This is a genomic window from Streptomyces sp. NPDC048361 (assembly GCF_040651795.1).
Classification (GTDB): Bacteria; Actinomycetota; Actinomycetes; order Streptomycetales; family Streptomycetaceae; genus Streptomyces.
On record NZ_JBEZKW010000037.1, the window covers coordinates 64,965 to 78,410 of the forward strand.

Consider the following 13,446-nt stretch of genomic DNA (forward strand, 5'->3'; position numbering starts at 1 on the left):
CCCCGGACCCGGGCCCCGCTTCCCTCCACGTGCGCCACACCCGCGACCCCGAGGGAACGTTTCCTCTCGGGCTGCCGCAGGTGTCGCCGCCGGGGTCAGACCGAATGCAGCCAGCCCGCCTCGCGGGCGATTCGGATGGCATCGACCCGGTTACGCGCGTTGAGTTTGCTGACGGACGAGGTCAGATAGTTGCGTACCGTGCCGGACGACAGATGGAGCCGGGACGCGATCTGGCCGGCCTCCATGCCCTCGGAGGCGAGTTGCAGCACCTCGCGCTCGCGGTCGGTGAGCGGTGACGGGCCCGAGTCGAGCGTGGCGAGGGCCAGTTGCGGGTCGATGACCCGCTCGCCCGCCGCCACCTGGCGGATCGCGGCGCAGAGACTGTCGGGGTCGGAGTCCTTGGGGAGGAAACCGGAGACGTGGGCGGCCAGCGCCCGTCTGAGGTTCCCCGGTCTGCCCAGGCTGGTCAGGATGAGGGTGCGGCACTCCGGTACCGAGGTGTGCAGCCCCGCGGCCGCGGTGATCCCGTCGGTGCCGGGCAGATCGATGTCGAGGACGGCGACATCCGGCCGCATCGCCATCGCGGTCGGCACGATGTCCGTGCCCGACGACAGCTCGGCGACCACTTCCAGATCGGACTCCAGTTCAATGAGCGACACCAATGCCTTGCGCAGCATATGCATGTCTTCGGCAATCAGAACGCGCACCATGGTGCCCCCCGTTGTGCTGGATCATGGGTCGGTCCTAGCGATTATGCAGTAGGTCACGGCCGTGGGCCCGGGGCTGAGACTAATCCGGAACCCGCCGTTTCAGGGCCGGTACGAGCGGATCCGCACCCGCGTCTTTCAGCCAGAACCCGGCCGGCACCCGAGCACGGCTCAAGTGGCCGGTCCCATCCTCCCTCCACCCAGGCGCCGTCCGGCGGCCTGGGGGAAGGGATAGGTGACGTGAACATGAACGGACACCCCAGCTCGGAAGGTGTTCTCTGACATGGCCCGCGGGAAGAATCCGGATGTTCCGGGCGGAGCCGACGGCTCCGACCGCCGCCGTCCCAAGGGCTCGTGGCGCCGCCTCGTCGGCCGCTGTCTGCGACCCGTGGGCGAAGCCCTCATGGTGCACGGCGGTGTCGACATGTATCTGGCCGCCGCGGACGGGAACAGGGCCCGGCTGCACTCGCTCGACAGCGGGTTCCGGCTGATGCTGCGCACGGACGCCGACGGCCCGCCGCCCGGCCACCCCGAACGGCTGCGCCCCGATGTCCCGCTCACCCGCCAGGAACTCCTGTTGCTGCAGGACTTGCTGAACGAGGTGCCCGGACGCAGAAGGTGAGCGGCCGTACGGCCCCAGCACAGTTGATCTTCAAGTGCCCGTCCAGTGGCGACGCGCAGAGTAGGAGGAGCCAACCATCCGTCCGAGCATCAGGGAGCTGAGGATGACCCCAGCGAAGAGCTTCACGCAGGCACTGGCGGCACGGTTCGCCGACCGGGCCGCACGGACCGCTCTGCTCTGCCTGGACGGTGAGGGCGACGCCGAGACGAGCACCTACCGCGAACTCGACGCACGGGCCAGGACCGTCGCGGCCGCGCTGGTGCGCCGCCGCGCGGCCGGCCGGCCCGTCCTCATCTCGATGGACGGCGGCCCGCACACCGTCGCCGCCCTCGTCGGCTGCCTGTACGCGGGCGCCGTCGCCGTCCCCGTACCACCGCCGGACACCTCACGGGCCGCCGCCGAACGCACCGCCGCGATCGCCGCCGAGACCGACGCGGCCGTCATGCTCACCGCCTCCGCGCACGCCCCCGAACTCTCCCGCCGCCTCGCCCGGGCCGGGCGCTCCTCGGTGGTGTGCCTGGCCGTCGACTGCCTGCCCGACGACGGCGGCGGCGGCGACGAATGGCTGCCGCCCGCCCTGGACGGCGCCGACACCGCCCTGCTCCAGTACACCTCGGGCTCCACCGCCGCACCCCGCGGCGTCCAGGTCACCCACGCCAACCTCCTCGCCACCATGGAGAGTCTGCGCACCGCGCTCGGCACCGACGAGGACTCCCGCATCGGCGGCTGGCTCCCGCTCCATCACGACCTCGGTCTCATCGGCCAGCTCCTGCACCCGCTCTGGCTCGGCGCGACCGCCGTCCTGATGCCCGGGCGCCGGTTCGCCGCCGACCCGCTGAGCTGGCTGCGCGCGACGGCCCGGCACCGCGTCACCGTCACCGCGGCCCCCGACTCCGCGTACGCCAGATGTCTGGCCGCCGTCACCGACGACGACCTCGCGGCCCTCGACCTCAGCGCCCTGCGGACCGCCGTCAACGCCTCCGAGCCGGTCTCCGCCGTCACCCTCACCGCTTTCGCCCACCGCTTCGCCGCGGCCGGCCTGCGTCCGGGCACTCTCGCCGCCGGCTACGGCCTCGCCGAGGCCACCCTCCTGGTCAGCCTCGCCGACCGGTTGCCGCCGGCCCCGGCCATCGTCTCCGCCGAAGCCCTCGAACGCGGCGAGCTGTCACCCCCGATGCCGGGCCACCCGGTGCGCACCCTCGCGGGCTGCGGGCCGGCGCGCGGCGTCACCGTACGCATCGTCGACCCGGCGAGCTCCGCCGTGCTGCCCGACGGGTCGGTCGGTGAGATCTGGGTGCGCGGCGAAGCCGTCGCCGACGGCTACTGGCACCGCCCCCTTGAGACCGCCGCCGCCTTCGGACACGTCACCGCCGCCGGCGAGCACGGCTTCCTTCGCACCGGAGACCTCGGCGCGCTGCGCGACGGCGAGCTGTATCTGACCGGCCGCATCAAGGACGCCCTCCTCGTCGACGGCCGGACCCTGCACCCCCAGGAGGCCGAGCGTCAACTCGGCGCGGCCGGAGCCCCGTTCGGTTCCGCCGTGGTGCTCTCCGCGCCCGCCGACCGCGAACAGATCGTGGCCATCCAGGAGATCCGCGGCGCGGGGTGGAGCCACGGCCAGCTCGCCGACCTAGCCGAGCGCGTCCGTGGCTGCCTGCACGAGGAGTTCGGCGCCTCGCTCGGCGGCGTGGTGCTGGTCCGCCCCGGCACCGTACGCCGCACCACCAGCGGCAAGGTCCGCCGCTCACTCATGCGCGAGCTGTATCTGCGCGGCGAACTCCGCCCGCTGTACGCGTCCGCGCCGCCCTACGCCGCAGAAGGAGGCTGAGCCCATGCCCGACACCGCCGTACGGACCGGGGACCCGGCCCTACACCACGACACCGCGAACCCGGCGCCCGCACGCCACGACACCGCGAACCCGGCGACCGCACGCCACGAGACTGCGAACCCGGCGCCCGCACGCCACGACCCGGGCGACCCGCATCCCGGCGCCGGACACCCCGGCGCCGGACACCCCGGCGCCGGCCGTCCCGATGCCGCCCACCCCGATGCCGGGCACCCCGGGGCCGGGCACCCCGACGCATGCCTGCGCGCGCAGCGGCTCGAATTCCGTTTCGGTGACCCCTGCGACCCCGCCAACCCGCTGGGCTTTCGCGCGCTGCTCGCCGCCGACGGGGACGGTGAACTCCTGGGTCCGGCCGAGGAGTTGCTCGACCAGGAGGGGTTCGGTGCCGAGCTGGTGCCGGTCGCGCTCGGCGGCCGGCTGCGCGACGCCGACCAGCTGATGCGGATGCTGCGCCCGGTCTTCCGCCGCGACGTCGCCCTCGCCTTCGGCTACGGCATCACCTCCCTGTTCGCCGCCGCCCCCGTCTTCGCCGCCGGCTCACCGCACCAGCGCGAGCGCGTGGCCCGGCTCCTCGTGTCGGGCGGCCGCGCGGCCATCGTGCACCGCTCACTCGCCCACGGCACGGCGATGCTGCGTGGCGAACTCAGCGCCATGGAGCACTCCGGCGGCTTCGTCCTCGACGGCCGCAAGGACGTCGTCATCAACGCCGAACGCGCCGGCGCCGTCGTCGCCCACATCCGTACCGACCCAGCACCCGGCCCCGCCTCCCACTCGGTGTTCCTGCTTGACCCTGCTCAACTCTCCCCGGACGGCGTGCGGTTGCTGAAGCGCAGGCCCACCACCGGGATGCGCGGCTGCCGCTTCGCCGGATACGAGTTCGACCAGTGCGAGGTGGAGCGCGACACACTGGTCGGCGACGTCGGCTCCGGCGTGCGGCTCGCGCTGCGCACCTTCCAGCTGAACCGCACCCTGATCACCGGCGCCGTCATCGCCTCCGTCGACACCGTGCTGCGCGCCGCCGTGCGGGCCGCGCTCGCCGGATCCACCCTTGGCCGCCGTCAACGCGGCGTCCTGGCCGGGGTGTTCGCCGATCTGCTCGCGGGCGACGCCATGGCGACCGCCGTACTGCGCGCCCTGTCCCTGCTGCCCGGCGCGGCCCATCTCGCCGCCGCCGAACTCAAATACCTCGTACCGGATCTGCTCAGGGACGACCTCGAAGAGCTCGCGACCGTCCTCGGCGCGGGCGGCTACAGCCGCGACACCGACCAGGGCATGCTCAGCAAACTCCTGCGCGACCTGCCCGCCGCCGGGCTCGGCCACGCCGGAACCGCCTCCTGCCAGGCCGTCGTCATACCCCAACTCCCCGTCCTGGCACGGCATTCGTGGGGGCGCGAGCCCGCGCCGCCCGCCGCCCTGTTCCGTACCACCGAACCCGTTCCCCACCTCGACATCGGCCGCCTCGAAGTCGCGGGCGGCGGCGACTTCCTGTCCGCGTCGCTCACCGCGTCCGCCGCCCGCCTCGCGGGATCGGTACCCGACGGCCCGTACGGCGAAGTGCTCCGCACGATGACCGCCGCCTTCCACGCCGATCTGCTCGCCGTGCGCGAAGCCTGCCTCCTGATCGAACCCGGCGACCGGGCCGCGCTCGCGAGCCCCACCGCCGCCGCCCTCGCCGACCGGCACTCCGTCCTTGCCGCGGCGGGCGCCGCCCTCGCGGTGTGGGAGCACCACCGCGACAGCGCCGGATTCCTCGCCGACCCCGCCTGGCTGGTGCTCGCGCTGCACCGCTACGGACGCAGGCTCGGCCTCATCCTTCCTCCGCCGCCACCGGACTGCGTCGACCGGGTGGCGGAGGAGCTGCTGGCACGGTTCCGGGCCGGCCGCAGTCTCGATCTCCACGACGCGCCTCTGGCGGAAGCAGGTACCCCATGAGCCCCCTCACAAGGACGGGCATCGCCGAACCCCTTCTGATGCCGGGACCCGACAGCCCCTGGAGCCGGGTGCGGCAGTCCATGGCATGGCACGGCCACGTCGTGGTGCACGCGAACTGGCGGGACTGGCTGCCCGCCGCCATCGCCGACCCCCAGCTGCGCCCCCTGCTCGGCGCCCGCGACTGGCAGCGCCTCAACAACCTGGCCGACCCCGAGGCCCGCGACCGCTTCGCCGCCTCCCGGCTCCTGGTGAAGTACACCGCGGGCGCCGCCCTGCAGACCCCGCCCGAGACGGTGGAGCTCGCCTCCAAAGCGGGCGGGCGCCCCTATCTGCGCGGCTGCGACCAGATCGAGGTCAGCCTCAGCCACACCCGGGACCTCCTCGTGGTGGGCCTCAACCGGCGCGGCCGGGTCGGCGTCGACACCGAGCTCGCCGACCGCCGCATCCAGTACTCCGCCGTCCAGCGCCACCTGTGCACCCCCGCCGAGCGGCGCTGGCTCGCCGGTCTCGACGAGGCCGAGCAGCAGCGCAGCCTGGTGCGCACCTGGACGCTGAAGGAGGCGTACACCAAGGCGCTCGGGCAGGGCATGCGGATGGGCTTCACCCAGTTCGGCTTCGACGCGGAGGCCACCACCCTGCTCACCCCGCAGGGCGAGCCGGCCTCGCACGGCGAGTGGGTCTTCGACACCTTCGCGCTCGACGGCGGCTATCTGGTGGGGGTGGCCTGCCAGGACACGGGCTTGCGCGACGACGGCGACACCGCGGTCTCCACCATGCTCGACGAGGGATTCCTCGGCGAGGTCGTCGACCTGGTCGGCCGCGTACCGCACTGAGCGCCCCGGTGGGCTGCCGTGCCGTACCGCACTGAGCGCCTCGGCGGGCTGCCGTACGCACGCAGCCGCCCCGGTGGGCCGCGTACCGCACTGAGCGCGTACGGTACGGCCGCGCGCGGACAGCACAAAGGCCCCGCCGCCTCCTGGGGAAGGAGGCGACGGGGCCTTCGCGTTACTTTTCACTAGCACCGCGCCCGCGTGGCGAACGCGTCCGCGCGCGGCACTGGGGTGCCGTCCGGGAGCGGTAGAGGGGCCGCTGGATCCCGTCGGGCGGGTCGATCAGATGAAGCGGGGTGCGTCAGCCCTGGAGGCCGGCCACCTTGTGCGCCAGCGCCGACTTCTTGTTGGCGGCGGCGTTCTTGTGGATGACACCCTTCGAGACAGCCTTGTCCAGCTGACGCGAAGCGGCGCGGGTCGCAGCCGTGGCCTTCTCGGCGTCGCCGGCGGCGACAGCCTCGTTGGCCTTACGGATGAAGGTGCGCAGGGAGGACTTGACGGACTTGTTGCGCAGGCGCGCCTTCTCGTTCGTCTTGTTCCGCTTGATCTGGGACTTGATGTTCGCCACGAAAGAGCCTTTGCAGGTTCGATGATTCGATCTTCGGTCGTGTCCTGCCGCCACAAGGGTGACGAGACACAGCTGTCCACGTTACCAGCCGCCTCGCGACCAGCCCAAACCGGGCGCAGGCCCGCGGGCGTGGGACCATGGAGGCTGTTCCTTACGTATTGAACCGTCGTCGACCCGAGACGAGGCGCCGCGATCAGACCCGCGGGCCTCAAGAATCAGGACCCTGCGTGCCCGCGACTCCTCCCAAAGCGCCCGAGCCGAGCCGTACCGACCCGGCGCTGATCCGCAACTTCTGCATCATCGCCCACATCGACCACGGCAAGTCGACCCTTGCCGACCGGATGCTCCAGCTGACCGGCGTGGTCGACCAGCGGCAGATGCGCTCCCAGTACCTCGACCGCATGGACATCGAGCGCGAGCGCGGCATCACGATCAAGTCCCAGGCGGTCCGTCTTCCGTGGGCCCCCACCGAGGGCCCCGGCCAGGGCCAGGCCCACATCCTGAACATGATCGACACCCCGGGTCACGTGGACTTCACGTACGAGGTGTCGCGCTCGCTCGCCGCCTGCGAGGGCACCGTCCTGCTCGTCGACGCCGCCCAGGGCATCGAGGCGCAGACGCTGGCCAACCTGTACCTGGCCATGGAGAACGACCTCACCATCGTTCCCGTCCTCAACAAGATCGACCTGCCGGCCGCGCAGCCCGAGAAGTTCTCCGAGGAGCTCGCCAACCTCATCGGCTGCCAGCCCGAGGACGTCCTGAAGGTCTCGGCGAAGACCGGCGTCGGGGTGGACGCGCTCCTGAACCGTGTGGTGCGCGACGTGCCCGCCCCGGTCGGCGTCGCCGACGCGCCCGCCCGCGCGATGATCTTCGACTCGGTGTACGACTCCTACCGCGGCGTCGTCACCTATGTCCGTGTGGTCGACGGCCAGCTCAACAAGCGCGAGCGCATCCGCATGATGTCGACCGGCGCCACCCACGAGCTTCTTGAGATCGGCGTCTCGTCCCCCGAGATGACCCCGGCCGACGGCATCGGCGTCGGCGAGGTGGGCTACATCATCACCGGCGTGAAGGACGTGCGTCAGTCCAAGGTCGGTGACACCATCACCAGCCTGCACAACGGCGCGACCGATGCCCTCGGCGGCTACAAGGACCCGAAGCCGATGGTCTTCTCCGGTCTGTATCCGCTGGACGGCTCGGACTACCCGGACCTGCGCGAGGCCCTCGACAAGCTCCAGCTCAACGACGCCGCCCTGGTGTACGAGCCGGAGACCTCCGCGGCCCTCGGCTTCGGCTTCCGCGTCGGCTTCCTCGGCCTGCTCCACCTCGACGTGATCCGCGAGCGCCTGGAGCGCGAGTTCAACCTCGACCTCATTGCGACCGCGCCCAACGTGGTCTACCGCGTCGTCTTGGAGGACGGCAAGGAGGTCACCGTCACCAACCCGAGCGAGTTCCCCGAGGGCAAGATCTCGGACGTGTACGAGCCGGTCGTGCGGGCCACCATCCTCGCCCCGTCGGAGTTCATCGGCTCGATCATGGAGCTGTGCCAGACCCGGCGCGGCACCCTGCTCGGCATGGACTACCTTTCCGAGGACCGCGTCGAGATCCGCTACACGCTGCCGCTCGCGGAGATCGTCTTCGACTTCTTCGACCAGCTGAAGTCCAAGACCCGCGGCTACGCCTCGCTCGACTACGAGCCCACCGGCGAGCAGGCCGCGAGCCTCGTCAAGGTCGACATCCTGCTCCACGGCGACAAGGTCGACGCCTTCTCCGCCGTCTGCCACAAGGACGCCGCCTACGCCTACGGCGTGCGCCTGGTCGCCAAGTTGCGCGAGCTCATCCCGCGGCAGGCCTTCGAGGTGCCCGTCCAGGCCGCGATCGGCTCCCGGGTCATCGCCCGCGAGACGATCCGCGCCATCCGCAAGGACGTCCTCGCCAAGTGCTACGGCGGCGACATCTCCCGTAAGCGCAAGCTTCTGGAGAAGCAGAAGGAAGGCAAGAAGCGCATGAAGATGGTGGGCTCCGTCGAGGTCCCCCAGGAAGCCTTCATCGCCGTGCTCTCCAGCGACGACTCGGGCGGCAAGAAGAAGTAGTACGCCTGTGCCGCGCCCCTGATCACGGGGTCTTCGCACCATCGTCACAACGGACCCCCGGGCCTTCGCGCGGGGGTCCGTTCGTTATGAAACCACTCTCCGTAGGCCCTTACGCGACCGGCGGCGGCGCTCTACTCTGATCACGGCCCGATGGTTACTCGCCAGTTAAACAAGCGTCGGACAGCCAGCCACACTCGGACAACCAGCCAGTCGCGCAGCCTTGCCGCAGGCCAGCCCGGAGGACGTCGTGAGCGACACACAGACCTTGATCGAGAACCGGCCGCCGTCCGTGGCGACCCTCTTCGTCCAGCGCGTGGACGCGACGCCGGACGCGGAGGCCTACCGCTACCCGGTACCGGGCACGGGCACCGCCCCCGACGAGTGGAAGTCGCTGAGCTGGGCCCAGGCCGCCGAGCGGGTCTACGCCATCGCCGCGGGCCTCGCCGGCCTCGGGGTCGGGGCCGAGGAGCGGGTCGCGCTCGCCTCCTCCACCCGCGTCGAATGGATCCTGGCCGACCTCGGCGTGATGTGCGCGGGCGCCGCCACGACCACGATCTACCCCTCCACCAACGCCGAGGAATCGACGTTCATCCTCGCCGACTCCGAGAGCCGGGTCCTGATCGCCGAGGACGCCACCCAGCTGGCCAAGGCCCGCGAGCGCCGCGCCGAGCTGCCCGACCTCCGCCACGTCGTCGTCATCGACCCGGCCGGCGCCGAGCCCGCCGACGGCGACCCCGAGGGCTGGGTGCTGACCCTCGCCGACCTGGAGGCGCGCGGCGCGGCCCTCCTGGAGAAGAACCCCGGCACGGTCAAGGAGCGGATCGCGGCCATCACCGCCGACCAGCTCGCCACCCTCATCTACACCTCGGGCACCACGGGCCGCCCCAAGGGCGTCCGGCTCCCGCACGACAACTGGTCGTACATGGCCAAGGCGATCGCCGCGACCGGCCTCATCACCGGCGAGGACGTGCAGTACCTGTGGCTGCCGCTCGCCCACGTCTTCGGCAAGGTGCTCACCTCCGGGCAGATCGAGGTCGGCCATGTGACGGCGGTCGACGGCCGCATCGACAAGATCATCACCAACCTTCCGGTGGTCCAGCCGACCTACATGGCCGCGGTGCCCCGCATCTTCGAGAAGGTGTACAACGGCGTCGCGAGCAAGGCCCGGGAGGGCGGCGGCGCCAAGTACAAGATCTTCCAGTGGGCGGCCGAAGTGGCCCGCGAGTACGCCAAGGTCAGCCAGGACAACTACCGGCGCACCGGCCGCCCCGGCGCGCCCTTCGCCCTCACGGCCAAGCACAAGGTCGCCGACGCGCTGGTCTACAGCAAGATCCGCGAGGCGTTCGGCGGCAGGCTGCGGGCCTGCGTCTCCGGCTCGGCGGCCCTCGCCCCCGAGATCGGCTTCTTCTTCGCCGGCGCCGGCATCCACATCCTGGAGGGGTACGGCCTCACCGAGTCCTCCGCCGCCTCCTTCATCAACCCCGGCGAGTCCTACCGCACCGGCACCGTCGGCAAGCCGTTCCCCGGCACCGAGGTGCGCATCGCGGACGACGGCGAGATCCTGCTGCGCAGCCCCGGCATCATGGAGGGCTACCACCGGCTGCCCGAGAAGACCGCCGAAGTCCTGGAGTCCGACGGCTGGTTCCACACCGGCGACATCGGCGAGCTCTCCGCCGACGGCTACCTGCGGATCACCGACCGCAAGAAGGACCTCATCAAAACCTCCGGCGGCAAGTACATCGCGCCGGCCGAGGTCGAGGGTCAGTTCAAGGCGGTCTGCCCGTTCGTCTCCAACATCCTGGTGCACGGCGCCGACCGGAACTTCTGCACCGCCCTCATCTCCCTCGACGAGCCCACCATCCTCGGCTGGGCCAAGGAGCAGGGCCTCACCGGGTCGTACGCCGACGTGGTGGCGGCCCCGCAGACGGTGGAGATGGTCGAGGGTTACGTGAAGCGCCTCAACGAGGGGCTCCAGCGCTGGCAGACGATCAAGAAGTTCCGGCTGCTCCCGCGCGACCTCGACGTCGAGCACGGCGAGCTGACCCCCAGCCTCAAGCTGAAGCGGCCGGTGGTGGAGCGCGAGTACCGGGCGCTGATCGACGAGATGTACGCGGGCTCCCGGGAGGCCTGAGCGGGGCCGCGGGCCGTAGGCGGGGGGTGGGGCGCGGGGTGGGGCGACTTGCCCGGCCCCGGCCGGCCCCGGCCGGCACCGGCGGGCCCCCGGCCGGCGTGACCCCGGCCGCTCCCGGCGTGCCGGACAATGGGGGCATGCCTTCCGTACTGCCCGATGGTGATCCCATGCCCGACGACGGGTCGCTGCCCCGCCATGCCCTGGAGGGCGCGCAGGACCGGCCCCTCGGGTTCTACCTGCACGTGCCGTACTGCGCGACGCGCTGCGGCTACTGTGACTTCAACACGTACACGGCGAGCGAACTGGTCGGCAAGGGCGGTGTCCTGGCCTCCCGCGACAACTACGCGGACATGGTCGTCGAGGAGATCCGCCTCGCCCGGAAGGTGCTCGACGGGGACCCCCGCCCGGTGCGCACGGTGTTCGTCGGCGGCGGCACCCCGACCCTGCTCGCGGCGTCCGATCTCGTACGCATGCTGGCGGCGGTACGCGACGAGTTCGGTCTCGCCGACGACGCGGAGGTGACGACCGAGGCGAACCCGGAGTCGGTGAACCCCGCGTACCTGGCGGAGCTGCGGGCCGGCGGGTTCAACCGGGTCTCCTTCGGGATGCAGAGCGCCCGGCAGCACGTCCTGAAGGTCCTGGACCGCACCCACACGCCGGGCCGGCCCGAGGCGTGTGTCGCCGAGGCACGCGCGGCGGGCTTCGACCACGTCAACCTGGACCTGATCTATGGCACGCCGGGGGAGAGCGACGACGACTGGCGGGCCTCGCTCACCGCGGCGGTCGGTGCCGGCCCGGACCACATCAGCGCGTACGCCCTCATCGTCGAGGAGGGCACGCAGCTGGCCCGCCGCATCCGGCGCGGCGAGGTCCCGATGACGGACGACGACGAACACGCGGACCGCTACCTCATCGCGGACGAGGTGCTGCGGGACGCGGGCTACTCCTGGTACGAGGTCTCCAACTGGGCCACCACGGAGGCCGGCCGCTGCCTGCACAACGAGCTGTACTGGCGCGGGGCCGACTGGTGGGGGGCCGGGCCGGGCGCCCACAGCCACGTGGGCGGGGTGCGGTGGTGGAACGTGAAGCACCCCGGTGCGTATGCCGCCGCGCTGGCGGGTGGCCGCTCTCCGGGTGCCGGCCGGGAACTCCTGTCCTGCGAGGACCGCCGGGTGGAGCGCATCCTCCTGGAGCTCCGCCTCCGCGAGGGCTGCCCCCTCGATCTGCTCCGGCCGGCCGGGCTCGCCGCGGCGCGGGAATCCGTGACGTCGGGGCTGCTCTCGGAGTCCGCCTTCGAAGCGGGGCGGGCGGTCCTGACCCTGCGGGGGCGGCTGCTTGCCGATGCGGTCGTCCGGGACCTGGTCGACTGACCGGCCCCGCCGACGCCGGCCGGCATGCTCCCCGCGCCCCCGGGTGGGTGACCCTTGGCAGGGTGCCCAGCGCCGGCATCCTCGCCCCTTGGCAGCGTGCCCAGTCGCGGCATCCTCGCGCCCCTTGGCAGGGTGCCTGGTCTCGGGCCTCTTCAGCCCGTCCGGCGTTTGAGGACGAGCGCCTTTCGGGCGCGATCGGGGTCTGGGGCGGAGCCCCAGAATCCTGAACCTCAGCCCGTTCATAACCCCCGGAGGGTTTCGGGAAGGGGCGGGGTGGGGCAGCCCCCGGGGTCTGGGGCGGAGCCCCAGTAACGCCGGCTTTCGTCTGCGGACCGTGCTGGGTCGCCCGCGCCCGCCGTGGCGGAGCCGCGCAACAGGCACAGCCCCGCGCCCCCGGTAGGGCACCCGGCACCGGTATGGCCGGTCAGGGGGCGGTGACGAAGTCGATCAGGTGCTCCACGGAGCCGAGCAGGGACGGGTCCAGGTCGCGATAGGACCGCACGCCCGACAGGATCCGCTGCCACGCCGCCCCCGTGTTCTCCGCCCACCCCAACGCCCGGCACACCCCCGTCTTCCAGTCCTGCCCCCGCGGCACCACGGGCCACCCCGCGATCCCCACGGAGGCCGGCTTCACCGCCTCCCACACGTCGATGTAGGGGTGGCCGACGATCAGCACGTCGGGATGGTTCACGGAGGCGGCGATGCGGGACTCCTTCGAGCCCGGGACCAGGTGGTCCACCAGAACACCCAGCCGCGCGTCCGGCCCCGGCGCGAACTCGGCGACGATCGCGGGAAGGTCGTCGATGCCCTCCAGGTACTCCACGACGACGCCCTCGATGCGCAGGTCGTCGCCCCACACCTTCTCCACGAGTTCCGCGTCGTGCCGACCCTCGACGTAGATCCGGCCCGCCCGGGCGACCCGTGCCCGCGCCCCGGGCACCGCCACCGAGCCGGACGCGGTGCGGGAGGGGCGTACCGGCGCGGGCGCGGCGGCGGAGGGGCGTACGAGCGTCACGACCCGGCCCTCCAGGAGGAAGCCGCGCGGCTCCATCGGGAAGACCCGGTGCTTGCCGAAGCGGTCCTCCAGGGTGACCGTCGGCCCCTGCGCCGTCTTCTCGCAGCGGATCACGGCCCCACAGAACCCCGAGGAGACCTCCTCGACGACGAGATCGGTCTCGGCGGGAACCTCGGGAACAGGCGCCTGCTTCTTCTTCCAGGGCGGGGTCAGATCGGGGCTGTAGCTGCGCATGGCCTCATCATTCGGGGCGGCGGGACAGGCAGGATGTGCGGCCGGGGGTCCGGGGGTTGGCCCCCGGGGGATGCGGCGCGGGCGGGGTCAGAGCGGG

General features: G+C 72.1%; 10 protein-coding genes. 7 read left to right on the plus strand and 3 right to left on the minus strand.

The window, feature by feature from the left end; translation table 11 throughout:
* Positions 1–95 precede the first annotated feature (95 nt).
* Entirely contained in the window at positions 96–710 is a 615-nt protein-coding gene (locus tag AB0D31_RS21685) for a response regulator transcription factor (RefSeq protein ID WP_362725494.1), read from the minus strand.
* Positions 711–990: 280 nt separating this feature from the next.
* Between AB0D31_RS21685 and AB0D31_RS21690 the strand changes: the two genes are divergently transcribed.
* From AB0D31_RS21690 to AB0D31_RS21705, 4 genes are all read left to right on the plus strand, one after another.
* Positions 991–1,329, plus strand: coding sequence for a DUF6059 family protein (locus tag AB0D31_RS21690; RefSeq protein WP_362725497.1), 339 nt, complete (start codon positions 991–993; stop codon positions 1,327–1,329).
* A gap of 103 nt (positions 1,330–1,432) precedes the next feature.
* Entirely contained in the window at positions 1,433–3,157 is a 1,725-nt protein-coding gene (locus AB0D31_RS21695) for a fatty acyl-AMP ligase (RefSeq protein WP_362725499.1), read from the plus strand.
* A gap of 4 nt (positions 3,158–3,161) precedes the next feature.
* Complete coding sequence (locus AB0D31_RS21700; RefSeq protein WP_362725502.1) at positions 3,162–5,108, plus strand: acyl-CoA dehydrogenase family protein; 1,947 nt, start codon at positions 3,162–3,164, stop codon at positions 5,106–5,108.
* Positions 5,105–5,941, plus strand: a complete 837-nt coding sequence (locus tag AB0D31_RS21705; RefSeq protein WP_362725505.1) for a 4'-phosphopantetheinyl transferase superfamily protein — start codon at positions 5,105–5,107, stop codon at positions 5,939–5,941. The genes AB0D31_RS21700 and AB0D31_RS21705 overlap by 4 nt, the downstream gene beginning before the upstream one ends.
* Before the next feature lie 298 nt (positions 5,942–6,239).
* Here AB0D31_RS21705 and rpsT read toward each other — a convergent pair whose 3' ends face one another.
* Positions 6,240–6,506 (minus strand): 30S ribosomal protein S20, encoded by a 267-nt coding sequence (rpsT, locus tag AB0D31_RS21710; protein WP_362725508.1) that lies wholly within the window; start codon positions 6,504–6,506, stop codon positions 6,240–6,242.
* Between the two features lie 227 nt (positions 6,507–6,733).
* Between rpsT and lepA the strand changes: the two genes are divergently transcribed.
* From lepA to hemW, 3 genes are all read left to right on the plus strand, one after another.
* Positions 6,734–8,599, plus strand: coding sequence for a translation elongation factor 4 (lepA, locus tag AB0D31_RS21715; RefSeq protein ID WP_362725510.1), 1,866 nt, complete (start codon positions 6,734–6,736; stop codon positions 8,597–8,599).
* A gap of 247 nt (positions 8,600–8,846) precedes the next feature.
* Positions 8,847–10,730: a long-chain fatty acid--CoA ligase gene (locus AB0D31_RS21720; protein ID WP_362725513.1), complete on the plus strand. Its 1,884-nt coding sequence runs from the start codon at positions 8,847–8,849 to the stop codon at positions 10,728–10,730.
* Between the two features lie 137 nt (positions 10,731–10,867).
* Entirely contained in the window at positions 10,868–12,100 is a 1,233-nt protein-coding gene (gene hemW / locus AB0D31_RS21725) for a radical SAM family heme chaperone HemW (protein WP_362725516.1), read from the plus strand.
* Between the two features lie 424 nt (positions 12,101–12,524).
* On the opposite strand, the gene AB0D31_RS21730 is transcribed toward hemW, so the two are convergent.
* Positions 12,525–13,349: a DUF3097 domain-containing protein gene (locus tag AB0D31_RS21730; protein WP_362725519.1), complete on the minus strand. Its 825-nt coding sequence runs from the start codon at positions 13,347–13,349 to the stop codon at positions 12,525–12,527.
* Between the last annotated feature and the right edge of the window lie 97 nt (positions 13,350–13,446).

What these genes read in the sequence shown, in the direction of transcription:
- AB0D31_RS21685 (WP_362725494.1), bottom strand. Translation starts at nt 710, where the DNA reads ATGGTGCGCGTTCTGATTGCCGAAGACATGCATATGCTGCGCAAGGCA.
- AB0D31_RS21690 (WP_362725497.1), top strand. Translation starts at nt 991, where the DNA reads ATGGCCCGCGGGAAGAATCCGGATGTTCCGGGCGGAGCCGACGGCTCC.
- AB0D31_RS21695 (WP_362725499.1), top strand. Translation starts at nt 1,433, where the DNA reads ATGACCCCAGCGAAGAGCTTCACGCAGGCACTGGCGGCACGGTTCGCC.
- AB0D31_RS21700 (WP_362725502.1), top strand. Translation starts at nt 3,162, where the DNA reads ATGCCCGACACCGCCGTACGGACCGGGGACCCGGCCCTACACCACGAC.
- AB0D31_RS21705 (WP_362725505.1), top strand. Translation starts at nt 5,105, where the DNA reads ATGAGCCCCCTCACAAGGACGGGCATCGCCGAACCCCTTCTGATGCCG.
- hemW (WP_362725516.1), top strand. Translation starts at nt 10,868, where the DNA reads ATGCCTTCCGTACTGCCCGATGGTGATCCCATGCCCGACGACGGGTCG.
- AB0D31_RS21730 (WP_362725519.1), bottom strand. Translation starts at nt 13,349, where the DNA reads ATGCGCAGCTACAGCCCCGATCTGACCCCGCCCTGGAAGAAGAAGCAG.